This window comes from Streptomyces tibetensis (genome assembly GCF_040647715.1).
Classification (GTDB): domain Bacteria; phylum Actinomycetota; class Actinomycetes; order Streptomycetales; family Streptomycetaceae; genus Streptomyces; species Streptomyces tibetensis_A.
In genome coordinates this window covers 925,572-949,701 of the sequence record NZ_JBEZCR010000001.1, presented here as the reverse complement: position 1 = coordinate 949,701, position 24,130 = coordinate 925,572, and the positions used below count along the sequence as shown (strand labels likewise).

The following is a 24,130-nucleotide window of genomic DNA, read 5'->3' as shown; positions in this document are numbered from 1 at the left end:
CACCCTTCCCGCCGGGCCCGGCCGGGCCCTGGAGAACCCGGGCCTCCGGGCCGGGGCCACCCCGGGCCCGGCCGCCCCGAGGGACCCCGGGCCTCCCGGCCGGGACCGCCTCGCCGTCAGTCGCTCCGTCGGTCCCGCCCCGCTCACACGGCGGGACCCCAGGACGCCGCGGCACCGCGCGCAGCCGCGGCGTCCCCGTCCGACCGGGCCTCTCCCGCCACACCGTCCGCCCGCCCCGTCCCCGTGCCATCCCATCCCGCACCACCCGGAGTACCACCACTCATGGCATCCCGTACTCGCCGTTCCGGGCCCGCGTCCCGAGCCCCTGGCGGCTCCAGGCGCCGGCGCCTGCCCATGCGTCTGTTGCTGCCCCTGCTCGTGCTCGTCGCGCTGGGGGCGATGCTCATGCTGCGCGGATACGTGCACAGCGAGATCCTCGCCGACCACCGGGTCAGACCGCCCGCCGCCACCGACCGGGTGCCGGAGAAGATCATGAGCGGCGGGCCCGTCATCGATGCCCGCAGCGGCCGCACCGAGACCCTGCGTGTGCCCGACCACCGCCTGGTGCTCACCTTCGACGACGGCCCCGACCCGGTCTGGACGCCGAAAGTGCTGGACGTCCTGAAGAAGCACGACGCACACGCGGTCTTCTTCGTCACCGGCACCATGGCCTCGCGCTACCCCGACCTGGTCCGGCGCATGGTCGAAGAGGGCCATGAGGTCGGTCTGCACACCTTCAACCACCCCGACCTGTCCTACCAGTCCAAGAAGCGCATCGACTGGGAACTGTCCCAGAACCAGCTCGCCCTCTCGGGCGCGGCGGGCATCCGTACCTCCCTCTTCCGGCCGCCGTACTCCTCCTTCGCCGACGCCATGGACAACAGGTCCTGGCCGGTGACCGAGTACATCGGCGACCGCGGCTACATCACCGTCGTCAACAACACCGACAGCGAGGACTGGCGCAAGCCCGGCGTCGCCGAGATCGTCCGGCGTGCCACGCCCAAGGGCGGCAAAGGCGCGATCGTCCTGATGCACGACTCCGGCGGCGACCGCCACCAGACCGTCCAGGCACTGGACCGCATGCTGCCCGACCTGCGCGAGCAGGGCTACCGGTTCAGCAACCTCACCGAGGCCCTCGACGCCCCGAGCGCGCACACCCCGGTCACCGGCCTGGACCGGTGGAAGGGCGCGGCGTGGATCTTCCTGGTCCAGGCCTCGGAGCACCTCACCGACGGGCTGGTCGTCGGACTCTCGGTCGTCGGCACCCTCGTCATCGGCCGTTTCGTGCTGATGCTGCTGCTCTCCGGGGTGCACGCACGCCGGGTGCGCCGCCGAGGCTTCCGATGGGGAGCGCCGATCACCGAACCGGTGTCGGTTCTGGTCCCGGCGTACAACGAGGCCAAGTGCATCGAGAACACGGTCCGTTCCCTCGCCCAGAGCGACCACCCCATCGAGGTCCTCGTCATCGACGACGGCTCCTCCGACGGCACCTCACGGATCGTGGAGGCCATGGGCCTGCCGAACGTCCGGGTCGTCCGCCAGCTCAACGCGGGCAAGCCGGCCGCGCTCAACCGCGGTGTGGCCAACGCTCGGTACGACCTGATCGTGATGATGGACGGCGACACGGTCTTCGAACCGTCCACCGTGCGCGAACTGGTGCAGCCCTTCGGTGACCCGCGCGTGGGCGCGGTGGCGGGCAACGCCAAGGTCGGCAACAAGGACACCCTCATCGGCGCCTGGCAGCACATCGAATACGTGATGGGCTTCAACCTCGACCGCCGGATGTACGACGTGCTGCGGTGCATGCCGACGATCCCCGGCGCGGTCGGAGCCTTCCGCCGCAGCGCGCTGGAACGGGTCGGCGGCATGAGCGACGACACGCTCGCCGAGGACACCGACATCACCATGGCCCTGCACCGAGACGGCTGGCGCGTGGTCTACGCGGAGAACGCCCGTGCCTGGACCGAGGCGCCGGAGACGGTCCAGCAGCTGTGGTCCCAGCGCTACCGCTGGTCCTACGGCACGATGCAGGCCATCTGGAAACACCGCCGGGCCCTGGTGGACACGGGCCCCTCGGGCCGCTTCGGCCGCGTCGGCCTGCCGCTGGTGTCCCTCTTCATGGTCCTGGCGCCCCTGCTGGCCCCGCTGATCGACGTCTTCCTCGTCTACGGCCTCGTGTTCGGCCCCACCCAGAAGACGATCATGGCGTGGCTCGGCGTCCTGGCGATCCAGGCGGTCTGCGCGGCCTATGCCTTCCGGCTGGACCGCGAGCGCATGACCCACCTCATCTCGCTGCCTCTGCAGCAGATCCTTTACCGACAGCTGATGTACGTCGTACTGCTCCAGTCCTGGATCACCGCCCTCACCGGCGGCCGGCTGCGCTGGCAGAAGCTGCGGCGCACCGGCGCGGTCGACGCGCCCCGCGGCGGCCCCGCGCCGCGCCAGCGGTCCCAGAGCAGCTCCGAGCGGAGGCCGGTGGCATGACCCACGGAAACCCGATCCACACGTCGTCGGCGGCGTCCGGCATGCCGGGGGCGTCCTACGGCATGCCACAGCAGCGCACGACGGACCCCGCGCCGGCGGGCGAAGCCGCCACCGCGACCGCCCCCGCCGGGTCGGCGCGCCAGGGCGGCGGCCGTGACCGCTACCTCGACCTGCTGCGCTCGATCGCGCTGGTCCGGGTCGTCGTCTACCACCTGTTCGGCTGGGCGTGGCTGACGGTGCTGTTCCCGTCGATGGGCGTGATGTTCGCGCTGGCGGGCTCCCTGATGGCGCGCTCGCTGGACCGCCCGGCGCTCGGTGTGATCCGGGGCCGGATCCGCCGGCTCCTGCCCCCGCTCTGGGTGTTCGGCGTGGTGGTGCTGGCGATGATGTTCGCGGCCGGCTGGAATCCGCTGAAGGACCCGGACCACGGCGGTGCCTGGGGGCTCGTCGATCTGGCCAACTACTTCTTCCCCGTCGGGGCCCCGCCCTTCCCGTGGCACCTCGGCGCCAAGTCCGGCCTGCTGGAGGAGACCTGGGCGGTGCAGGCGGCCGGTCCGCTGTGGTACCTGCGGGCCTACCTCTGGTTCGTCATCGCCTCCCCACTGCTGTTGTGGGCGTTCCGCCGGGCACCGTGGCCGACGCTGCTGGCACCACTGGGCCTCACGGCGGTCGTCGGCACGGGCCTGGTGAAGATCCCCGGCGAGACGGGCAACGCGGTGAGCGACTTCGCGGTCTACGGCGGCTGCTGGGTCCTGGGCTTCGCCCACCACGAGGGCCTGCTCAAGCGGATCCCCCGCTACCTGGCGATCTCCTGCGCGGCCCTGCTCATGGCCTTCGGCTTGTGGTGGGCCTCGGGTCATCTGGGTCCCGACGGCTGGGACCTCAACGACATCCCCCTGGCGCAGGCGGCCTGGTCCTTCGGCTTCGTGGTCGTCCTCCTGCAGTACTCCCCCTCGTGGCGCGAACTTCCGGGCCGTCTGGCCAGGTGGGACAAGCTCGTGACCCTCTCCAACAACCGCGCCGTCACGATCTACCTCTGGCACAACCTCCTCATCATGGCCACGGTCCCGATCCTCGACCTGCTCTACGAGCTGCCGTTCCTTCAGAGCGACAGCGCGGTGTCCGCCCTGGACAGCACGTACACCCTCTTGATGTTCGCCCTGGTCTGGCCCCTGATCGGCGCGGTGATCCTGATGTTCGGCTGGGTCGAGGACATCGCGGCGAAGCGGTCGCCGCGGTGGTGGCCGAACGGGCGGGGCGGCAACAGCCGGAGGCGTCGGCGGTAGGGGGTGGGCCGGCGCGGGGGAGGGCCCGTTCCCCGGCGCTCTGCCCGTGTGGAAAACTGCCCGAGTTGCGTCTGTGAACGGGTGGCCCGGGGGAGCGGTGGAATGAGCAAGCGGCAGACACAGAAGATGCTGCGGCTGATGGCGAGCGGGGAACCGGTCGAGCTGACCAGCCCGATGGCGTCCGTCAAGAAGCTCGCCCGGCTGGCCTTCGTGGCCCAGCAGTTCGGCTACGAGTACGCCGACGTCCGCCAGAGCAGCGGACGCAACGGCGCGCTCATCATGTTGCTCGTGCCCGACCCGAGCCCGCAGGCCCGGGCCCGGGCAGGGCAGAACTGGGCGCAGTATCCGAACGCGGCCGACGGCGTCTCCCTGCCGCCCCTCGTGCCGGACGCGTTCGAACTCCTCAAGGCCCGTATCAACTTCGACCTCACCGGCAAGAGCGCCGAGAAGCGCATGGGCTACGCGGCCCTGGGCGTCACCGTCGGCTGTGTGATCCTCGCCTTCCGGTCCGGGGGCGAGGCCACCGACTTCGTCGCGGCCGGTGTGGTGTGGCTGCTGCTCATGGCGGTCTTCGGCATCGGTTTCCTGGTGACGCGCAAGCGCAACGCCAAGTTCGCGGCCCGGCTGCGGGCGGCGGGCTTCGTGCCGGTGAACGACGAGACCGGACGGCTGCGCTATCTGCCGCCGGGGGCGCAGCAGCCCGGGCAGGGCAACCCGTTCGCGGGCGGGCCGTACGGGGCCGTGCCGGGCCGGCCCGGCACGGCGACGGGAGCGCCGACGGCCTACGGGCAGCAGACGCCCGGCCCGTACGCCCAGCCGGCACCCGGACCGTACCCCGGTCAGCCCGCGCAGGCTCCTTACGGAGGCCAGCCCGCGCAGGCCCCGTACCCGGGTCAGCCCGCGCAGGCCCCTTACCCCGGTCAGCCCGCACAGGCCCCCTACCCCGGTCAGCCCGCCCAGACCCCGTACCCGGGTCAGCCCGCGCCCGGCCCCTACGGTGGGCAGCCCCAGGGCCCGTACGCCCAGCCGTACCACCAGCCCCACCCCCAGCAGAACCCTCACGGGCAGCCCCCGCAGTACTGAGCGGAAATCTCCAGGAACCTCTCATCCCGCCCGAGCCCGGGGTGAGAGCGAAGTTCCCTCGCGGTCACTCGGGTGCCACACGGCAGGAAACGCGTCCTCCCTACCTTCGGGATCAGTCAGTCGGAGTACGACAGAGCCCGGAGCACAGTGGAGGCGTCATGACAGGTCCTGGCACAGCACCCCCGAGCAAGGGCGGACGCTGGATCCGGCACTGGGACCCGGAGAACGAGACGTTCTGGAAGGAGACCGGGGAGAAGGTAGCCCGCCGCAACCTCTACTTCTCCGTGCTGTCCGAGCACATCGGTTTCTCGATCTGGACCCTGTGGTCCGTGCTGGTCCTCTTCATGGGCCCGGAGTACGGGCTCACCCCGGCCGACAAGTTCATGCTGACCTCGGTGGTCACGCTGGTCGGCGCCGTCGTCCGCGTCCCCTACACCTTCGCCGTGGCGATCTTCGGCGGACGGAACTGGACGATCATCTCCGCCAGCCTCCTGCTGATCCCGACGGTCGCCGCGTTCATCGTGATGGAGCCGGGAACCTCCTTCTCCACGTTCCTGCTCGTGGGCCTGCTCGCCGGCATCGGCGGCGGCAACTTCGCCTCCTCCATGACCAACATCAACGCCTTCTTCCCGCTGCGGAAGAAGGGCTGGGCCCTCGGCCTGAACGCGGGCGGCGGCAACATCGGCGTGCCGGTGATCCAGCTGGCCGCTCTGGCGATCATCGGCGCCGGCGGCGGGCCGCGCGTGCTGCTCGGGATCTACATCCCGCTGATCCTCGTCGCCGCCGTCATGGCCGCGCTCTTCATGGACAACCTGGAGAACGTGAAGAACGACACCGGCGCCGCCAAGGACGCCGCGCGGGACGCTCACACGTGGATCATGTCCTTCCTCTACATCGGCACGTTCGGCTCGTTCATCGGCTACAGCTTCGCCTTCGGGCAGGTCCTCCAGAACCAGTTCGGACGCACCCCGCTGGAGGCGGCGTACGTCACCTTCATCGGTCCGCTCCTCGGCTCGCTGATCCGGCCCCTGGGCGGCTGGATGGCCGACAAGTACGGCGGAGCGAAGATCAGCCTGTGGAACTACGTCGCCATGGGCGTCGCCACGGCGGTTCTGATCGGTGCCTCCATGGAGAAGTCGCTGGCGCTGTTCACCGGGGCGTTCGTGGTGCTGTTCGTGCTCAGCGGGCTCGGCAACGGCTCGACGTTCAAGATGATCCCGGGCATCTTCCAGAACAAGGCCCTGGCCAAGGGCCTGGAGGGCGAAGAGGCCGCGGCGTACGGGCGGCGCCTGTCCGGGGCCTCCATGGGCCTGATCGGCGCGGTCGGCGCGCTCGGCGGTGTCGGCATCAACCTCGCCTTCCGCCAGTCCTTCCTCTCCTACGGTTCGGGCACCGGGGCGTTCGTCGCCTTCCTCGCCTTCTACGCGGTCTGCTTCGCCGTCACCTGGTCCGTATACCTTCGTCGTACGACCCCCCGGGTACCCGCCACCACGGCGACCTCGGAGGCGAAGCCGCAGCTCAGCTACGCCAAGGTCTGACGCTGTGCTGATCCGGGGGGCGACCCCCGGACCTCCGGCCGAAACCCGTGGCCGTCGGGCCGGCGGAAAACAGCATCGGTAACACCGTGGACATCACACCGATCCGAGCCTGTCACGAGCCGTTGACAGGCTCGATCGGCATGTAGGTACGCCGTACCCATGAAGTACGACGACTCGAGTGCGGGACGAGAGCCATGTACGAAGAACAGCGACCGGACCACGGGCCCCTGGCGGGTTTCACCGTGGGGGTGACGGCCGCGCGCCGGGCCGACGAGCTCGGGGTGCTGCTGCAGCGACGCGGTGCCGCCGTCCTGCACGCCCCCGCCCTGCGGATCGTGCCGCTCGCCGACGACAGCGAGCTGCTGGCCGCGACGAAGGACATCATCGAGCAGGTGCCGGACATCGCCGTGGCCACGACCGCGATCGGCTTCCGGGGCTGGATCGAGGCCGCCGACGGCTGGGGGCTGGGGGAGGAGTTGCTGTCGAGGCTGGGCGGCGTACGGATCATGGCGCGCGGGCCCAAGGTCAAGGGCGCGGTCCGGGCGGCCGGGCTGACCGAGGAGTGGTCGCCGTCGTCGGAGTCCATGGCGGAGGTGCTGGACCGTCTCCTGGAAGAGGGGGTCGAGGGGCTGCGGATCGCGATCCAGCTGCACGGTGAGCCGCTGCCCGGGTTCGTGGAGGCGCTGCGGGAGGGCGGCGCCGAGGTCGTCGGCGTGCCGGTCTACCGCTGGATGCCGCCGGAGGACATCACCCCGGTCGACCGTCTGCTGGACGCGACGGTCGCCCGGGCCCTGGACGCGGTCACCTTCACCAGTGCCCCGGCCGCCGCCTCCCTGCTCTCCCGGGCGAAGGACCGCGGACTGCTCGACGAGGTGCTGGCGGCTCTGAGCCACGACGTCCTGCCGGCCTGCGTCGGCCCGGTCACCGCCCTGCCCCTGCAGTCCAGCGGCATCGACACGATCCAGCCCGAACGCTTCCGGCTCGGCCCTCTGGTGCAGCTCCTGTGCCAGGAACTGCCCGCGCGGGCCCGCTCGCTGCCCGTCGCCGGGCACCGTGTGGAGATCCGCGGCCACGCCGTCGTGGTCGACGGTGATCTCAAGCCCGTCCCGCCCGCCGGCATGGCCCTGCTGCGCGCCCTCTCCCGGCGCCCCGGCTGGGTCGTCGCCCGCGCGGACCTGCTGCGGGCCCTTCCCGGCTCCGGCCGCGACGAACACGCGGTGGAGACCGCCATGGCCCGCCTGCGCACGGCCCTCGGCACCCCGAAGCTGATCCAGACGGTGGTCAAGCGGGGCTACCGCCTGGCCCTGGACCCCAGCGCGGAGACGAAGTACGCGGACGCGTGAGCCCGCCCGGAGGTTGAGCCGGAATCCGCCTCTGTCGGCCCCCTTGGGAGCGGGACGCTTCGCAGTGGTCCGGCCGGAACCGGCAGGAGCGGACGGCCGGCTCCGGTCGCGTGGCGCGGTCGGGGCACCCGCCGCGCCGGCGTGTGCACGGGGGGTTTCCGGAGTCGTGGCGGGCAGGCACTGTAGGGGGGAGCGGTCGGTCCGCCGGTCCTCTCACCGGCGTCTCACCGAAGCCCTCGCGACCGGGGTGAACCCCTAGGCGGTGACAGGCACATGGCACTGAGTACGGCCACGGCCTCCAACGAGTTGCGCTTCGACACCGGGCGGATCTGCCTGGACCTGCTGACCACCACGCACCCCGAGGAGCGGCTCGACTCCGTGGAGGTGCTGCGCGCCTGGATCACCGGCTCCGGGCTCGTCCCGGCCGACACCGCCCTGGCCCACGCCGACACCGGCTGGCTGCTCGCCTTCCGTGAACTGCGCGCCCAGGTCGACCGGTTGGTGCGCTGCAGACCGAGACCCGGAGTCGCGACGACGTACGACCTGGCCCTCGCCCGCGTGAACGACCTGGCCCGCACCGCGCCTCCGGCACCCCGCGCGGTCCGTGGCGAAGACGGCCGGCTGCTGCGACGGCTGGACGGCCCGCCCGGCTGCGCCGCCCTGCTCGCGGCCGTCGCCCGGGACGCCGTGGACCTGCTGACCGACCCCGTCGCCCGCGCGGTCCTGCGGCAGTGCGAAGGGGACAACTGCCCCATCGTGTACCTCGACGCCTCCCGCGGACGCAGGAGGCGCTGGTGCTCCAGTGAGGTCTGCGGGAACCGCGAACGCGTCGCCCGGCATCGCCGCCGCGCGGCACTCTCCCGCGCCTGAAACGGAATTGAGTGGTCCGTGCACTCAATTCCCTTGTCCTAAATGCTACTTCTGCGACCGTGTCGGCAAAGTGATTTCGGTTACATGCCGTTTACCTACGCCACCGTAGGGAAGGCCTGGCTTGATCTGGCCGATGTGGCGGAAATGTAAAGAACGCGGGGTGGGAATGTGACCCCATGTCCCGCTCGTCACGTCATCTCGAAGAAAACTGCCGGGTCTCTTTGAACGCCCAACCGCTCGTTTCCGTACGGCATGGGGAGCGACCGACTGGGGGAACCCCCGGACACCGGAGGTGGGCGTGCGCAAGGATTCCGTCGTGGCCAATGAACGTGCACCGAGGGCCCGACATCGCATGTCCCAGCCCTCGGAACCCGATGAGGAGCTGATGCGTGCGCTCTATCGCGAACACGCCGGACCCCTGCTGGCATACGTCCTGCGCCTGGTCGCCGGAGACCGGCAGCGCGCCGAGGACGTCGTGCAGGAGACGCTCATCCGTGCCTGGAAGAACGCCGGTCAGCTCAACAGGGCGACCGGATCGGTACGCCCCTGGCTGGTGACGGTCGCCCGGCGCATCGTCATCGACGGCCACCGCAGCCGGCAGGCCCGGCCGCAGGAGGTCGACCCGTCGCCGCTGGAGGTCATCCCCGCGGAGGACGAGATCGACAAGGCGCTGTGGCTGATGACTCTCTCGGACGCACTCGACGACCTGACCCCCGCCCACCGGGAGGTGCTCGTCGAGACGTACTTCAAGGGGCGTACCGTCAATGAGGCGGCCGAGACCCTGGGCATACCCAGCGGCACCGTCCGCTCCAGGGTGTTCTACGCCCTGCGTTCGATGAAGCTGGCACTGGAGGAGCGGGGGGTGACGGCGTGATGAGTGTTTACGGGGGTAACCAGGGGTTCGGTACGGGAGGCATGGGTATGTCTGGTCCCATGCAGGAATCTCCGGTGCCGAACGAGCACGAGACCGTCGGCGCCTACGCCCTCGGCATCCTCGACGACGCCGAGGCAACCGCTTTTGAAGCCCACCTCGCGACCTGCGAATGGTGCGCCCAGCAGCTCGACGAACTGGCCGGCATGGAGCCGATGCTCGCCGCCCTCGCCGACCTGCCCAATTCCGGCAGCACACCCGCGATCGGCGAGTCGCTGTCCGCGAAGCCCCGGCCGCGCCTGGTGGAGAAGCTGGTCGACGAGGTCGCCGACCGCCGCGCCCAGAAGCGCCGCCGCAGCTTCTACATGGTGGCCGCGGCCGGTGCGCTGATCATCGGCGGCCCCTTCGTCGCGGTCGCGACGAACGGCGGCGGCGACGGCGGCAGCGGCGCCGAGAACCGCCCGCTCGCGGCGAGCCCCGCGAAGGCCGCCTTCGAGGGCATCTCCGACAAGATCTCGGCCACCGACCCGACCACCAAGGTCACCGCGACGGTCGCTCTCCAGAAGAAGGACTGGGGGACGGGCGTGGTCACCGAGCTGAAGAACGTCAAGGGCCCGCTCAAGTGCGCCCTCGTCGCGGTCGGCAAGAACGGCGAGCGCGAGACCCTGTCCTCCTGGTCCGTCCCGGAGTGGGGCTACGGCCTCCCGGACGCCAAGTCCGACAAGGCCAAGGAACCCCTGTACGTCCAGGGCGGCGCCGCCTTCGAGCCGAACGAGATCGACCACTTCGAGGTCGTCACCTTCGACGGCAAGCGGCTGGTCGAGGTCGACGCCTAGGGCCGTTCGGCGGCTTGGCGGGTGCCATCGGGGCAACAGGTCCCGCGCCTGCCCGCCGGCCCGTAGCTTCCAGGGGTCCCCTTCGCGTACGGTTGACGGCTGCCCAGCACGTCAGAAGGGGGCCCGGTGGCCGCTCAGGCTCACAGACAAGGCGCGGTCGGTTCGGTGCACGACTCGGTTCGTGACCGGGAGATCCACGTCGAACAGGAACACCTGGACCGGGTGTACCGGCGCCTCGAGGAGAAGATCCACGAGGCGGAGTTCCTCATGCAGGACGCGGCCCGGCGCGGGCAGGTCGGCACCCCCGGCGCACTCGCCGAGCGGGACGCCCAGGTCTTCCGCGCGGGCATCCACCTCAGTCGGCTGAACAACGAGTTCGAGGACTTCCTCTTCGGCCGTATCGACCTGCTGACCGGCAAGGACGGCAAGAAGGGCCCTGACGGGGCGTACACCGCGATCGAGCCGGCGGAGGGCGCCGTACGCCCCGACGACACCGCCGACATCGCCGAAACCCTGCACATCGGCCGCATCGGCGTCCTCGACGCCGACTACGCGCCGCTCGTCATCGACTGGCGGGCCCCGGCCGCCGCCCCCTTCTACCGCTCCACCCCGGTCGACCCCGGCCGTGTCGTCCGGCGCCGCGTCATCCGCTCCAAGGGCCGCCAGGTGCTGGGCGTCGAGGACGACCTGATGCGCCCCGAGCTGACGGCGTACCTCGACGGCGACGAACTGCCCGTCATCGGCGACGGCGCCCTGATGGCCGCGCTCGGCCAGGCCCGCAGCCACACCATGCGCGACATCGTCGCCTCCATCCAGGCCGAGCAGGACCTGGTCATCCGCGCCCCCGCGGCCTCCGTGACGTACGTCGAGGGCGGCCCGGGCACCGGCAAGACCGCCGTCGCCCTGCACCGCGCCGCCTACCTCCTCTACCAGGACCGGCGCCGCTACGCGGGCGGCATCCTGATCGTCTCGCCCACCCCGCTGCTCGTCGCCTACACCGAGGGCGTGCTGCCCTCCCTCGGCGAGGAGGGCCAGGTCGCCATCCGCGCCATCGGCTCCCTGGTCGAGGGCAGCGAGGCCACGCTCTACGACTCCCCGTCCGTGGCCCGCGCCAAGGGCTCCTCCCGCATGCTCAAGGTGCTGCGGAAGGCCGCGCGCGGCGCCCTGGAGCTGAACGATCCGCCGGCCCGGCTGCGCGTGGTCGCCTTCGGACGCCGCCTGGAGCTGGAGGCCCGGGAACTGGACGGCATCCGCCGCTCCGCCCTCGGCGGCACCGCCCCCGTGAACCTGCTGCGCCCACGCGCCCGCAAGCTCCTCCTGGACGCCCTGTGGGAGCAGTCCGGCGCGGCCGGCCGGCACACCGACCCCGAACTCGCGGCCGAGCTGCGCTCCTCCTTCGACGAGGACATCACCTCCGAGGACGCCTTCATCGCCTTCCTCGACGCCTGGTGGCCGGAGCTGACCCCGGCGGCCGTCCTGGACGCCATGGCCGACGAACGGCGCCTCGGCCGCTGGGCCCGGCGGATCCTCAACCCCGGCGAGGTCCGCAAGGTCGCCCGCTCGCTCAGGCGCGAGGGCCGCACGGTGCACGACATCGCCCTGCTCGACGAGCTGCAGGCCGTCCTCGGCGCCCCGGCCCGCCCCCGCCGCAAGCGCGAACTCGATCCGCTCGACCAGCTCACCGGCCTGGAGGAGCTGATGCCGGTCCGCGAGGAGTCGCAGCGCGAGCGCGCCGAACGCCTCGCCCAGGAGCGTGTCGAGTACGCCCACGTCATCGTCGACGAGGCGCAGGACGTCACCCCGATGCAGTGGCGCATGATCGGCCGCCGCGGCCGGCACGCCACCTGGACGGTCGTCGGGGACCCGGCGCAGTCCTCCTGGTCCGACCCGGACGAGGCCGCCGAGGCCCGTGACGAGGCCCTCGGCACCCGCCCCCGCCGCCGCTTCGAGCTCACGGTGAACTACCGCAACCCGGCCGAGATCGCCGAGCTGGCCTCCAAGGTCCTCGCCCTCGCCATGCCCGGCTCCGTGTCGCCGAAGGCGGTCCGCTCCACCGGCGTCGAACCCCGCTTCACGGTCGTCGAGGACACCCTGGCCGCCACCGTCCGCGACGAGGCGGCCCGGCTGCTGGAGCGCGTCGACGGCACGGTCGGCGTGGTCGTCGCCATGCAGCGCCGCGAGGAGGCCCGCCGCTGGCTCGCCGGTCTCGGCGACCGGGTCGTGGCCCTCGGCAGCCTGGAGGCCAAGGGCCTGGAGTACGACGCGACGGTGGTGGTCTCCCCGGCGGAGATCGCCGACGAGTCCCCGGCCGGACTGCGTGTCCTCTATGTCGCGCTGACCCGGGCCACCCAGCAGCTCACGGTCGTCTCGGCCGACCGGGACGAGCCCGACGCGGCGGGAGTCCCGGATCTGCTCAGGGACTGAGGCCCGATACCCACTTACCGGCGAAATGAACTACCGGTACGGGAATGGCCTTACGGGATCTGTTTGTTAGCCTGGACGTGGCACCGGCTCGATCCAAGCCCCCGGGCCCAACCTTCGTCGCTACGAGCGACCACTTGCCGCGAGGCGAGCATGGCGGGTCGGTGCCACCTACTTGAGAAGAGACCCACGTCCACGTGACGTGGGTCTCTTTTGCTGGCCCTCTCCTGGCCCTTGCGCCCCCTTGCCTAGCCGTTTCCGCGTGCATTCCGCGAACAAAACGTTCGCAATCGAGGGCGGCTACCTGCTACTCAGCGGTAGGTGCGACGATCGGACGGCACAACTCAGGCTCAGGTGAAAGCAGAGGAAGTCGGCCATGGCAACGGCGCCCAGCGTCTCCTACTCGATGACGGTCCGGCTGGAGGTGCCCGCGAGCGGAACCGCCGTCTCGCAGCTCACCACCGCCGTGGAGTCCTCCGGAGGCTCGGTGACCGGCCTCGACGTCACCGCTTCCGGTCACGAGAAGCTCCGCATCGACGTCACCATCGCGGCGTCGTCGACCGCGCACGCGGACGAGATCGTCGAGGAACTCCGCGGCATCGAGGGCGTCACCCTGGGCAAGGTCTCGGACCGGACCTTCCTCATGCACCTCGGCGGCAAGATCGAGATGGCGTCCAAGCACCCCATCCGCAACCGTGACGACCTGTCCATGGTCTACACCCCGGGCGTGGCCCGGGTGTGCATGGCGATCGCCGAGAACCCCGAGGACGCCCGCCGCCTCACCATCAAGCGCAACTCCGTTGCGGTCGTGACGGACGGCTCCGCCGTGCTGGGCCTGGGCAACATCGGCCCCAAGGCCGCGCTGCCCGTCATGGAGGGCAAGGCGGCCCTCTTCAAGCGCTTCGCCGGCATCGACGCCTGGCCGATCTGCCTCGACACCCAGGACACCGACGCGATCGTCGAGATCGTCAAGGCGATCGCCCCGGGCTTCGCGGGCATCAACCTCGAGGACATCTCCGCCCCGCGCTGCTTCGAGATCGAGGCCCGGCTGCGCGAGGCCCTCGACATCCCCGTCTTCCACGACGACCAGCACGGCACCGCGATCGTCGTCCTCGCCGCCCTGACGAACGCGCTGCGCGTCACCGGCAAGGCCATGGAGAACATCCGCGTCGTCATGTCCGGCGCCGGCGCCGCCGGAACGGCCATCCTGAAGCTGCTGCTCGCCGCGGGCGTCAAGAACGCCGTCGTCGCCGACATCCACGGTGTCGTGCACGCGGGCCGCGAGGACCTGGTGGACGCCGCCCCCGACTCGGCGCTGCGCTGGATCGCCGACAACACCAACCCCGAGAGCCTCACCGGCACCCTCAAGGAGGCCGTGCGCGGCGCTGACGTCTTCATCGGCGTCTCCGCCCCGAACGTCCTCGACGGCGACGACGTGGCCGCCATGGCCGAGGGCGCCATCGTGTTCGCGCTTGCGAACCCCGACCCCGAGGTCGACCCGGCAATCGCCCGCCAGACCGCGGCCGTTGTCGCCACCGGCCGCTCGGACTTCCCGAACCAGATCAACAACGTGCTGGTCTTCCCGGGTGTCTTCCGCGGTCTGCTGGACGCGCAGTCCCGCACGGTCAACACCGAGATGATGCTGGCCGCCGCGACTGCCCTCGCGGACGTGGTGACCGAGGACGAGCTGAACCCGAACTACATCATTCCGAGCGTCTTCAACGACAAGGTCGCGGGCGCGGTCGCCGGTGCCGTGCGGGAGGCCGCGAAGGCGGCCGGAGCGACGGTGGGCAGCCCGTCCGGCGTCTGAGGCCGAGGCCGGACCGGGCCCCCACGGGGCCCGGTCCCCGGACTGTGAGTAACCCCACGGCCGCCGGGAACCCGGCGCGTCGCAAGACCCCTGTCAGCAGCGCAGCTATCGTGGCGCCAGGCTCAGGCCCTCTTTTCGTGTGACTCCCCAAGGGTGTTCTCACGACTCCTGCGGGTGCCGGATTGGCTTTCCCGCCGCAGGTAGGGGCAGGATGCGTCCCTGGGCGCGAGGGTCTGACGACGGACCCGGGTCCGGGGACTCATCGAGGACCCTGGCAGCATCGGCTTCGATCTGACGCCTCAACGGCAAGATGAACACGGGAGTAAGAACATGAACCGCAGTGAGCTGGTGGCCGCGCTGGCCGACCGCGCCGAGGTGACTCGCAAGGACGCCGACGCCGTGCTGGCCGCGTTCGCCGAGGTCGTCGGCGACATCGTCTCCAAGGGCGACGAGAAGGTCACCATCCCCGGCTTCCTGACCTTCGAGCGCACCCACCGTGCCGCTCGCACCGCCCGCAACCCGCAGACCGGCGAGCCCATCCAGATCCCCGCCGGTTACAGCGTGAAGGTCTCCGCGGGCTCGAAGCTCAAGGAAGCGGCCAAGGGTAAGTAAGCGGCCCGTTGCGTGCGCCGTGGGCAACTGCGGACCGCCTGTGGCCGGTCGCGCAGTTCCCCGCGCCCCTTCGGGGCGCGCCACGCAGAGCCGCGTGAAACGCCGAGGGGCGGCCACCTGATTCCAGGTGGCCGCCCCTCGGCGTGTGCGGTGCGGTACTACCCGAGCGCCTTGCCCGGCAGTTCCACCTTCGCGCCGAGCTCCACGAGCTTCTCCATGAAGTTCTCGTAGCCGCGGTTGATCAGGCCGATGCCGTGGACGCGGGACGTGCCCTGGGCCGCGAGGGCCGCGATCAGGTACGAGAAGCCGCCGCGGAGGTCGGGGATGACCAGGTCCGCGCCCTGCAGCTTGGTCGGGCCCGAGACGACGGCCGAGTGCAGGAAGTTGCGCTGGCCGAAGCGGCAGTTCGAACCGCCCAGGCACTCGCGGTAGAGCTGGATGTGCGCGCCCATCTGGTTCAGCGCGGACGTGAAGCCGAGGCGCGACTCGTAGACCGTCTCGTGGATGATCGACAGGCCCGTGGCCTGGGTCAGGGCCACGACCAGCGGCTGCTGCCAGTCCGTCTGGAAACCGGGGTGCACGTCCGTCTCCAGCGCGATGGACTTCAGCTGGCCGCCGGGGTGCCAGAAGCGGATGCCCTCGTCGTCGATCTCGAAGGCACCGCCCACCTTCCGGTAGGTGTTCAGGAACGTCATCATCGAGCGCTGCTGCGCGCCGCGGACGTAGATGTCGCCCTCGGTCGCCAGCGCCGCCGACGCCCAGGACGCGGCCTCCAGGCGGTCCGGGAGAGCACGGTGGTTGTAACCGCCGAGCTGGTCCACACCCGTGATGCGGATCGTCCGGTCGGTGTCCATCGCGATGATCGCGCCCATCTTCTGCAGCACGCAGATGAGGTCCTCGATCTCCGGCTCGACGGCCGCGTTGGACAGCTCCGTGACGCCCTCCGCGAGGACGGCCGTCAGCAGCACCTGCTCGGTCGCACCGACGGACGGGTACGGCAGGGCGATCTTCGTACCGCGCAGCCGCCGGGGCGCCTCCAGGTACTGACCGTCCGCCCGCTTCTCGATCTTCGCGCCGAACTGCCGCAGCACCTCGAAGTGGAAGTCGATGGGACGGCCGCCGATGTCGCAGCCGCCGAGGCCGGGGATGAACGCGTGGCCGAGGCGGTGCAGCAGAGGCCCGCAGAACAGGATCGGGATCCGGCTCGAACCGGCGTGGGCATCGATGTCGGCGACGTTCGCGCTCTCCACGCGCGTCGGATCCATCACCAGTTCGCCGGGCTCGTCACCCGGACGGACCGTCACACCGTGCAGCTGCAGCAGACCCCGCACGACGCGGACGTCGCGGATGTCAGGAACGTTGCGCAGCCGGCTCGGAGCGCTGCCCAGCAGCGCTGCGACCATGGCCTTCGGTACGAGGTTCTTCGCACCGCGGACACGGATCTCGCCCTCCAGCGGGGTTCCGCCGTGGACAAGCAGGACATCGTCGTTGACGGTCATGAATCTCGCGTTCCATGGAGTCGGGCAGGGGCCAGAAGGGAAAGGGTAATCGCCCACCACCCCCCTTCTGTAAGCCTGAGTGAGACCCAGCCACGTCACCGCTCTGTCACAACACGAACCGTTCCCTGCCGGGCACATGGGGTCACCGCCGGTTTCGTGCGCGTGGAACGCTTCGGCGCGCCCTGAGCTGCGGCCCCCTCCCCATGCCGGATTGCCTCCCCACGCGCGCGGAGAATGCGGGATCATGTCTGCCATGACCGAGGTGTCCTCGCTCACAGGGCGGTTGCTCGTGGCCACCCCCGCCCTGGCGGACCCGAACTTCGACCGTGCGGTGGTGCTGCTCCTCGACCACGACGAGGAGGGCTCGCTCGGTGTCGTCCTCAACCGCCCCACCCCGGTGGACGTGGGGGACATCCTGGAGGGCTGGCGGGATCTCGCCGTGGAGCCGGGTGTCGTGTTCCAGGGCGGCCCGGTGTCGCTGGACTCCGCCCTCGGGGTCGCGGTCGTGCCCGGCGGCGTCTCCGGTGAGGCCGCCCCGCTGGGCTGGCGCCGGGTGCACGGCGCGATCGGCCTGGTCGATCTGGAGGCCCCGCCGGAGCTGCTGGCCTCGGCCCTCGGCTCGCTGCGCATCTTCGCCGGGTACGCCGGCTGGGGGCCGGGCCAGCTGGAGGACGAGCTGGCGGACGGCGCCTGGTACGTGGTCGAGTCGGAGCCCGGCGACGTCTCGTGCCCGTCTCCCGAGCGGCTCTGGCGCGAGGTGCTGCGCCGCCAGCGCAGCGAGCTGGCGATGGTGGCGACGTACCCGGACGACCCTTCGCTCAACTGATGCGTGTGAGCTTCAGTACCCTTGGCCCTATGAGCACTCTCGAGCCCGAGCGCGGGACTGGTACGGGGACCCTCGTTGAGCCGACGCCGCAGACCTCGCACGGCGACGGTGACCACGAGCGCTTCGCCCATTACGTCCAGAAGGACAAGATCATGGCGAGTGCCCTCGACGGCACCCCCGTCGTGGCGCTGTGCGGCAAGGTCTGGGTACCGGGCCGCGACCCGAAGAAGTACCCCGTGTGTCCCATGTGCAAGGAGATCTACGAGTCCATGAGCTCAGGGGACGAGGGCAAGGGCGACCAGTAGGCCCGGCCCGCGGGGCGTGAGGCCCCCAGGGTGCGTTTCGCGCGCCCTGGGGGCCTTCGTGCTGTCCGGGCGTTGCGCAGGGTGCGTCTGCCGGTCACAGAGTGGTGGAGACCTCTTGTGGGCGTGTCCATGAAGTCCCTAGCCTCCGGTGTGTTGTACACAGCGAAACCTTCATTGCGCATGTTGCAACGCCCCTTCGGAGGATCACTTCATGAAGCTGTCCGTCCGTTGTGCCGGGCACACCGCCCTCGCCGCTCTCCTGGCCACCGCCTGCGCGCCCCAGACCTCCACGAACTCCTCCTCCGACAAGGACGAGAAGACCGGCACACTGCGTGTGTGGCTCTTCCAGGAGGTCGGCAACGCCCCCAAGGAGAAGGTCGTCGACTCGGTCGTCGCCGGGTTCGAGAAAGCCCACCGGGGTGCGGAGGTCGAGTACATCCCGGTCGAGACCCGCGCCCAGCGCGTCAAGGCGGCCTTCAACGACCCCGGCTCCGCGCCCGACGTGATGGAGTACGGCAACACCGACACGGCCGGCCATGTGAAGGACGGCGGACTCCTCGACGTCACGAAGGAGTTCGGCGACTGGAGCGAGGCCAAGGACACCGACCCGACGGCGAAACAGTCGGTGACGGCAGGCTCTACGGCGCCCCGTTCTACGTCGGCGTCCGCGCCCTGTACTACCGCACGGACGTGTTCGAGGAGCTCGGCCTGTCCGCCCTGAGGACGATGGACGAACTCGCCTCCACCGCACGGAAGATACGTGCCGCGGGCGGCAACAACATCGGCGTCCTGAAGAGCACCTCGCACCGCACGCTCGCCGTGCGGCTGATGGAGCAGCTCGCCTCGAAGAAGACGCAGGGCGAACTCTTCGACGCGATGGGCTTCCTGCCGACCTTCACGGACGTCCGCACGCGAGCCGCGGCCAAGGAGCCCTTCGTGAAGCCCTTCGTGCGGACCCTCTCCGCCGGAACCAGGTTCGTCCCCGCCTCACCCGCCTGGGCCCGGATCGACTCCTCCCTCGGCCTGCCCACGATGTTCCAGGAGGTCATCAGCGGCAAGAAGGACGTCACGAAGGCCTCCGGCGATGCCGCGAACAAGATGAACGACGCGTTCGGCTCCGCCGGGTGAGCCGGGTGGACGACCGTGTGGAAAGGGTGGGTGCCGCCGCGAACGGAGGGGCGTGTGACTCGGCCGAGGGGCGCCCCGCCCCCGCACGGGAACCCGGTCCTCTTGCTCGGCCTGATCTCCTTCTTCCGGTACACCCGGGCGCAGGTCAGCGTCGCCGCGGCTCGCCCTGATGCTGGCCGCCCTCGGCGCGTGGGCGACCCCGGCCGTCACCGGCTCCACGGTGTGGCTGTTCCTCTTCGACCCCGACTTCGGCCCGGTCAACCGGATGCTGGGCCTCGGCGACCACGCGTGGACCTACGGCCGCCTCGGCGCCTTCTTCCTGGTGCTGCTCGAAGTGGTGTGGTGCTCCTTCCCGTTCGTGAGGGTGACCGTCCACGCGGGGATCCGCGCCGTACCCGCCGAAGTGCTGGAGGCCGCCTGTCTGGACGGCGCCTCGCAGTGGCGCGTCCGGCGCTCCGTGCTCGCGCCGATCCTCCGGCCGATCATGGTGCTCAGCGCCCTCAAACCGGCCGGGGAGATCGAGTCGAGCGAACCCCGGCCCTGGACGCTCGCGCCCTCCCGGGATTCCTTCCGGCGCGTCTTCGGGCAGCAGGAATTCGGCCGCTACTTCCTCAACAGCCTTGTCGTCGCGGGCTGTGTCGTGATCGCCTGCGGGCTGATCGCGTTTCTCGCCGCGACCGCCGTCACACGATTCCGCTTCCGCCTCCGGACCACCCTTCTGATCATGTTTCTGGTGGCCCAGACGGTGCCCGTGGAAGCCCTGAGCATCCCCCTCTCCTTCCTCATGCGGGACGCCGGTCAGCTGAACACGCTGGGCTCGCTGATCCTGCCCCACATCGCCTTCTCACTGCCCTTCGCGATCTGGATGCTGCGGGGGTTCGTGAAAGCCGTTCCAGAGGCGCTCGAGGAGGCCGCGTACATCGACGGGGCGAGCAGGGCAGCGATTCCTCTGGCAGATCCTTTTCCCGCTCGTCCTGCCGGGTCTCGTGGCCACCAGCGTGTTCTCGTTCATCTCCGCCTGGAACGACTTCCTGTTCGCCAAGTCGTTCATCATCAGCGACACCTCGCAGTCGACGCTGCCGATGGCCCTGCTCGTCTTCTACAAGCCCGACGACCCGGACTGGGGCGGAGTCATGGCCGCCTCCACGGCCATGACGATCCCGGTCCTGGTCTTCTTCGTACTCGTACAGCGGCGCCTGGTCTCCGGACCGGGCGGAGCGGTGAAGGACTGACGTGACCGAACTGATCCCCGCGCCCCACAGCGTCGTCGCCGGTGCCGGCGAGGTGCGGCTGACACGGCACTCCCGCCTCTGTGCCGACCCCGCGACGGAAGGCGTCGGCCACTGGCTGGGCGCCGCACTTCGGCAGGCCACCGGCCTGCCGCTGCGCGAGGGCCGGGAGCCCGACGAGGCCGAGGGAGGCATCGGGCTGCGACTCGACCCCGCCCTCGGCCCCGAGGAGTACCGCCTCGTCAGCGACCGCTCGGGCGTCCTCGTCGAAGGCGGCAGCGCGGCCGGTGTCTTCTGGGGCGCCCAGACCCTGCGGCAGCTGCTCGGTCCGGACGCCTACCGCAGGGCACCGCTCGATCGCGGCCGCGTCTGGAGCGTGCCGTATCTCAGGATCGAGGACGCCCCCCGATTCCGGTGGCGCGGCGTGATGCTCGACGTCGCCCGGCACTTCACGCCCAAGGAAGGCGTGCTGCGACACCTCGATCTGATGGCGGCGCACAAACTCAACGTCTTCCACTTCCATCTGACGGACGACCAGGGCTGGCGCATCGAGATCGAGCGGCATCCGCGGCTGACCGAGATCGGCTCCTGGCGCGCCCGCACGAAAACCGGCCACCGCGCCTCGCCGTTGTGGGAGGACAAGCCGCACGGCGGCTACTACACCCAGGACGACATCCGGGAGATCGTCGCCTACGCCGCCGAGCGGCATATCACCGTCGTCCCCGAAATCGACGTACCCGGCCACTCGCAGGCAGCCATCGCCGCATACGCGGAACTCGGCAACACCGACGTCATCGACACCACCGCCCTCTCCGTCTGGGACACCTGGGGAATCAACCCGAACGTACTCGCCCCCACGGACAACACGCTGCGCTTCTACGAGGGCGTCTTCGAGGAAGTGCTGAGGTTGTTCCCCTCGGAGTTCGTGCACGTCGGCGGCGACGAATGCCCCAAGGAGCAGTGGCGCCGCTCGGAGACGGCCCAGGCGCGCATCAGGGAACTCGGGCTCGCGGACGAGGACGAGCTCCAGTCCTGGTTCATCGGCCATTTCGACACCTGGCTCGCCGCGCGCGGGCGGCGGCTGATCGGCTGGGACGAGATCCTGGAGGGCGGTCTGGCGAGGGGCGCGGCCGTGTCGTCCTGGCGCGGTTACGCCGGGGGCATCGCCGCCGCCCGGGCCGGCCACGACGTGGTCATGTGCCCCGAGCAGCAGGTGTACCTGGACCACCGTCAGGACCCGGGCCCCGAGGAGCCGGTACCGATCGGGTGGGTGCGCACCCTCGAGGACGTCTACCGGTTCGAGCCCGTTCCGCCGGAGTTGACGCCCGAGGAGGCCCGGCACGTGCTGGGTACGCAGGCCAACCTGTGGACCGAGGTGATGGAGGACCAGGCACGCGTGGACTACCAGGCCTTCCCCCGCCTCGCGGCCTTCGCCGAAGTCGCCTGGAGCGCCCTGCCCGCCCCGGCGGAACGGGATTTCGCCGGGTTCCAGCGCCGTATGACCGCCCACTACCGGCGGCTCGACGCCCTGGGCGTCGCCTACCGGCCTCCGACGGGCCCGCTGCCCTGGCAGCGGCGTCCCGGGGTCCTGGGCCGCCCCATTGACGGCCCGCCGCCCAGCCGGTAGCGCCGGCTACCCAGCCGGTAGCGCCGGCCGCCCCCGACCGAACAGCTCGAACAGGCCACGGAAAAAGCGCACAAGGGTCACCGAAAGTGCCAATCGGCACGCATTGGCGAACCCATGCGAAAACGGACCATCTCGCCGGTGAGATGGGCGAATGCCTCCTAGCGGACCCGTGTCTTCGGCTCTCGCCAAGATGTGCCAGAGTTGCCACGTCCGCCCTGTCAGCACGTACCGTACGGCAGCACAGGTGGGACCAGGTGGGGCAGCGGGAAGGGGCAGCCGGTTTGACCACGCACGCACCGCAGGCGGCGCAGGCCGTCACGCTGCCCACGACGCTGGACGAGGCCGTCGCGGCGCTCACCGCCGTGCCCGCCGCCGTGCCCGTCGCGGGCGGCACCGACCTGATGGCCGCCGTCAACTCCGGGCAGCTCAGGCCCGCCGCCCTGGTGGGACTCGGCCGGATCAGCGAGATCCGCGGCTGGCAGTACCTGGACGGTCACGCACTGCTCGGCGCGGGCCTCACGCACGCGCGCATGGGCCGCCCCGACTTCGCGGCCCTGATCCCGGCGCTCGCCGCCGCCGCCCGCGCCGCCGGCCCGCCGCACATCCGCAACGCGGGCACCCTGGGTGGCAACATCGCCTCGGCCGCCCCCACCGGTGACGCGCTGCCGGTGCTGGCCGCCCTGGAGGCGACCCTGATCATCGCGGGCCCGGGCGGAGCCCGCCGGGAGATCCCCGTCTCGCACCTGCTGGCCGGGATGGACATGCTGCGCGCCGGTGAACTCATCGGCTTCGTGCGCGTGCCGCTGCTGCACGCCCCGCAGGTCTTCCTGAAGGCGACCGGCCGGACCGGCCCGGGGCGCGCGGTGGCGTCCGTGGCCCTGGTCCTGGACCCGGCGCGCCGGGGAGTGCGCTGCGCGGTGGGCGCCATAGCGCCGATGGCGCTGCGGCCCCTGGAGGCCGAGCAGTGGGTGGCCGGCCTCATCGACTGGGACAACAACCGCGCGCTCGTCCCGGAGGCGCTGACCGCCTTCGGGGAGTACGTCGCCGCGGCCTGCATCCCCGACGCGGCGCCGGCCGAGGACGGCTCGGTCGCACCGCTTCCGCCCGCCGTACTGCACCTGCGGCGCACCGTCGCCGCGCTGGCCCGACGAGCACTGGGGAGGGCGCTGTCGTGACCGACGACCAGCACGGAGAGGGCACGCCCCGGGGCGGGAGCCGTTGGGACCCGCTGCCCCAGGGCGAGTACGACGACGGCGCCACCGCCTTCGTCGAACTGCCCGAGGGGGGCGTCGACGCCCTGCTGGCCGCCGACAGTCCGCTGGCCGCCCCCGGCCACGGCTACGTACCGCCGCAGATAACGGTCAACCCCGCGACGACGGCCGGCACCGACCCGGCGGCCACGGGCGCGTGGCCGGTGCCCGGCGCGCCGGTCGACGGGACCCAGTGGCACGACCCGAACGCCGCGCACCCACAGCACGGTCACGAGCACGGCGTGCACCAGCAGCAGGGCCACGACGTGCCCGAGCAGCCCTACGGCGGCCACGAAGCGCCGTACGACCCGGGGACCCCCTACGGCTCCGGCGCGACGGCGCCGCAGTACGGCGGGGACGACCGCTTCACGTACAACCCGCCGGTGACCGGCCAGTGGAACTTCGAGGAGGTCGCGGGTGCGGCCGAGGCCGCGCCCGGCCATGACGTGACCGGGCAGTGGTCCATCCCCGTCGCCGGGGGTGATCTTCCGGACGAGTCGGGCGAATTCACCACTTCCTCGCTGGTCGAGCAGTGGGGCGGCACTCCGCCGGCCACGCTGCCCGGTGGCGCGCCCGCACCCTGGGCGACCCAGGCCGCGGGCCGGCCGTGGGGGCAGCAGGACCCACAGGCTCCGCAGGACACGGCGGGGCAGGAGGCGGCCCACCCGGGCCATCCCCACGAGCACGGGCACGCCCAGGGCCACGCCCACGAACAGCGCCACGCGCACGATGAGGACCGCCCGCACGATCAGGGCCACGCGCAGGACCAGGGCCAGGGTCACGCGCAGGACCAGGGTCACGCGCACGACCAGGGTCAGGCGCACGCGCAGACTCACGCGCAGCGGTCCGACGCGGGACCGGCCTCCGGATACGCGCCGGAGCAGCAGACGGGCCCGGACGGGTCGGCGCCCCGGCACCCACAGGACGTGCACGCGCCGGGAGTCCACGAGGACACCGGCCCCGCGCACGGCGGGGAGTTCGGTCACGCGCCACAGACGCCGCCCGGCACGCCTCACGCGCCTCAGCCGTCGGACTACGCACCGGCGGGACCCGGGGAGGCCGGTCACCCGACGGCTCCGTCCCCGTTCGCCCAGCAGGGGCCCGAACAGGCG

The 24,130-nt window shown here is 71.1% G+C and carries 16 protein-coding genes and 4 pseudogenes; 19 read left to right on the top strand and 1 reads right to left on the bottom strand.

Annotated features, from left to right (window positions below):
• The first annotated feature begins 282 nt into the window (after nucleotides 1-282).
• From AB0B29_RS04280 to AB0B29_RS04230, 11 genes are all read left to right on the top strand, one after another.
• Nucleotides 283-2,484, top strand: a complete 2,202-nt coding sequence (locus tag AB0B29_RS04280) for a polysaccharide deacetylase family protein (protein ID WP_362233704.1) — start codon at nucleotides 283-285, stop codon at nucleotides 2,482-2,484.
• Nucleotides 2,481-3,770 carry an acyltransferase family protein gene (locus AB0B29_RS04275; protein ID WP_362233701.1) on the top strand — a complete coding sequence of 430 codons (1,290 nt, stop codon included), beginning with the start codon at nucleotides 2,481-2,483 and terminating at the stop codon, nucleotides 3,768-3,770. The genes AB0B29_RS04280 and AB0B29_RS04275 overlap by 4 nt, the downstream gene beginning before the upstream one ends.
• Before the next feature lie 102 nt (nucleotides 3,771-3,872).
• Nucleotides 3,873-4,853, top strand: coding sequence for a hypothetical protein (locus tag AB0B29_RS04270; RefSeq protein WP_362233699.1), 981 nt, complete (start codon nucleotides 3,873-3,875; stop codon nucleotides 4,851-4,853).
• Nucleotides 4,854-5,011: 158 nt separating this feature from the next.
• Nucleotides 5,012-6,391: a nitrate/nitrite transporter gene (locus AB0B29_RS04265; RefSeq protein ID WP_362233696.1), complete on the top strand. Its 1,380-nt coding sequence runs from the start codon at nucleotides 5,012-5,014 to the stop codon at nucleotides 6,389-6,391.
• 194 nt (nucleotides 6,392-6,585) lie between these two features.
• Nucleotides 6,586-7,734, top strand: coding sequence for a uroporphyrinogen-III synthase (locus AB0B29_RS04260; protein ID WP_362233693.1), 1,149 nt, complete (start codon nucleotides 6,586-6,588; stop codon nucleotides 7,732-7,734).
• Nucleotides 7,735-8,007: 273 nt separating this feature from the next.
• A complete protein-coding gene (locus tag AB0B29_RS04255; RefSeq protein WP_362233691.1) occupies nucleotides 8,008-8,604 on the top strand; it encodes a CGNR zinc finger domain-containing protein in 597 nt (198 codons plus the stop codon).
• 352 nt (nucleotides 8,605-8,956) lie between these two features.
• Nucleotides 8,957-9,478 (top strand): sigma-70 family RNA polymerase sigma factor, encoded by a 522-nt coding sequence (locus AB0B29_RS04250; RefSeq protein WP_010039908.1) that lies wholly within the window; start codon nucleotides 8,957-8,959, stop codon nucleotides 9,476-9,478.
• Complete coding sequence (locus AB0B29_RS04245; RefSeq protein ID WP_362233689.1) at nucleotides 9,478-10,311, top strand: anti-sigma factor family protein; 834 nt, start codon at nucleotides 9,478-9,480, stop codon at nucleotides 10,309-10,311. Before AB0B29_RS04250 ends, AB0B29_RS04245 begins: the two co-directional genes overlap by 1 nt.
• Nucleotides 10,312-10,437: 126 nt before the next feature.
• On the top strand, nucleotides 10,438-12,735 hold the full coding sequence (locus AB0B29_RS04240) for a HelD family protein (protein WP_362233686.1): 2,298 nt from the start codon (nucleotides 10,438-10,440) through the stop codon (nucleotides 12,733-12,735).
• Nucleotides 12,736-13,108: 373 nt separating this feature from the next.
• A complete protein-coding gene (locus AB0B29_RS04235) occupies nucleotides 13,109-14,542 on the top strand; it encodes an NAD-dependent malic enzyme (protein ID WP_362233683.1) in 1,434 nt (477 codons plus the stop codon).
• A 330-nt stretch (nucleotides 14,543-14,872) separates the two neighbouring features.
• On the top strand, nucleotides 14,873-15,154 hold the full coding sequence (locus AB0B29_RS04230; RefSeq protein WP_003950507.1) for an HU family DNA-binding protein: 282 nt from the start codon (nucleotides 14,873-14,875) through the stop codon (nucleotides 15,152-15,154).
• Nucleotides 15,155-15,312: 158 nt separating this feature from the next.
• Here AB0B29_RS04230 and murA read toward each other — a convergent pair whose 3' ends face one another.
• A complete protein-coding gene (gene murA / locus AB0B29_RS04225) occupies nucleotides 15,313-16,653 on the bottom strand; it encodes a UDP-N-acetylglucosamine 1-carboxyvinyltransferase (protein ID WP_362233679.1) in 1,341 nt (446 codons plus the stop codon).
• 253 nt (nucleotides 16,654-16,906) lie between these two features.
• Between murA and AB0B29_RS04220 the strand changes: the two genes are divergently transcribed.
• From AB0B29_RS04220 to AB0B29_RS04185, 8 genes and pseudogenes are all read left to right on the top strand, one after another.
• Nucleotides 16,907-17,479 carry a YqgE/AlgH family protein gene (locus AB0B29_RS04220; protein ID WP_362233677.1) on the top strand — a complete coding sequence of 191 codons (573 nt, stop codon included), beginning with the start codon at nucleotides 16,907-16,909 and terminating at the stop codon, nucleotides 17,477-17,479.
• A 29-nt stretch (nucleotides 17,480-17,508) separates the two neighbouring features.
• Nucleotides 17,509-17,784, top strand: coding sequence for a DUF3039 domain-containing protein (locus AB0B29_RS04215; RefSeq protein ID WP_053669953.1), 276 nt, complete (start codon nucleotides 17,509-17,511; stop codon nucleotides 17,782-17,784).
• Between the two features lie 211 nt (nucleotides 17,785-17,995).
• Nucleotides 17,996-18,912 (top strand): annotated as a pseudogene (locus AB0B29_RS04210) (extracellular solute-binding protein).
• Nucleotides 18,913-19,081: 169 nt separating this feature from the next.
• Nucleotides 19,082-19,342, top strand: a pseudogene (locus AB0B29_RS04205) (sugar ABC transporter permease); the annotation flags it as partial.
• A 27-nt stretch (nucleotides 19,343-19,369) separates the two neighbouring features.
• Nucleotides 19,370-20,144, top strand: a pseudogene (locus AB0B29_RS04200) (carbohydrate ABC transporter permease).
• Between the two features lies 1 nt (nucleotide 20,145).
• On the top strand, nucleotides 20,146-21,768 hold the full coding sequence (locus AB0B29_RS04195) for a beta-N-acetylhexosaminidase (RefSeq protein WP_362233675.1): 1,623 nt from the start codon (nucleotides 20,146-20,148) through the stop codon (nucleotides 21,766-21,768).
• A gap of 281 nt (nucleotides 21,769-22,049) precedes the next feature.
• Nucleotides 22,050-22,943, top strand: a complete 894-nt coding sequence (locus tag AB0B29_RS04190) for an FAD binding domain-containing protein (protein ID WP_362233672.1) — start codon at nucleotides 22,050-22,052, stop codon at nucleotides 22,941-22,943.
• Nucleotides 22,940-24,130: pseudogene (locus AB0B29_RS04185) on the top strand (2Fe-2S iron-sulfur cluster-binding protein); the annotation flags it as partial. The gene AB0B29_RS04190 and the pseudogene AB0B29_RS04185, both read left to right, overlap by 4 nt.

What these genes read in the sequence shown, in the direction of transcription:
- AB0B29_RS04280 (WP_362233704.1), top strand. Translation starts at nt 283, where the DNA reads ATGGCATCCCGTACTCGCCGTTCCGGGCCCGCGTCCCGAGCCCCTGGC.
- AB0B29_RS04275 (WP_362233701.1), top strand. Translation starts at nt 2,481, where the DNA reads ATGACCCACGGAAACCCGATCCACACGTCGTCGGCGGCGTCCGGCATG.
- AB0B29_RS04270 (WP_362233699.1), top strand. Translation starts at nt 3,873, where the DNA reads ATGAGCAAGCGGCAGACACAGAAGATGCTGCGGCTGATGGCGAGCGGG.
- AB0B29_RS04265 (WP_362233696.1), top strand. Translation starts at nt 5,012, where the DNA reads ATGACAGGTCCTGGCACAGCACCCCCGAGCAAGGGCGGACGCTGGATC.
- AB0B29_RS04260 (WP_362233693.1), top strand. Translation starts at nt 6,586, where the DNA reads ATGTACGAAGAACAGCGACCGGACCACGGGCCCCTGGCGGGTTTCACC.
- AB0B29_RS04255 (WP_362233691.1), top strand. Translation starts at nt 8,008, where the DNA reads ATGGCACTGAGTACGGCCACGGCCTCCAACGAGTTGCGCTTCGACACC.
- AB0B29_RS04250 (WP_010039908.1), top strand. Translation starts at nt 8,957, where the DNA reads ATGTCCCAGCCCTCGGAACCCGATGAGGAGCTGATGCGTGCGCTCTAT.
- AB0B29_RS04245 (WP_362233689.1), top strand. Translation starts at nt 9,478, where the DNA reads ATGAGTGTTTACGGGGGTAACCAGGGGTTCGGTACGGGAGGCATGGGT.
- AB0B29_RS04235 (WP_362233683.1), top strand. Translation starts at nt 13,109, where the DNA reads ATGGCAACGGCGCCCAGCGTCTCCTACTCGATGACGGTCCGGCTGGAG.
- AB0B29_RS04230 (WP_003950507.1), top strand. Translation starts at nt 14,873, where the DNA reads ATGAACCGCAGTGAGCTGGTGGCCGCGCTGGCCGACCGCGCCGAGGTG.
- murA (WP_362233679.1), bottom strand. Translation starts at nt 16,653, where the DNA reads ATGACCGTCAACGACGATGTCCTGCTTGTCCACGGCGGAACCCCGCTG.
- AB0B29_RS04220 (WP_362233677.1), top strand. Translation starts at nt 16,907, where the DNA reads ATGACCGAGGTGTCCTCGCTCACAGGGCGGTTGCTCGTGGCCACCCCC.
- AB0B29_RS04215 (WP_053669953.1), top strand. Translation starts at nt 17,509, where the DNA reads ATGAGCACTCTCGAGCCCGAGCGCGGGACTGGTACGGGGACCCTCGTT.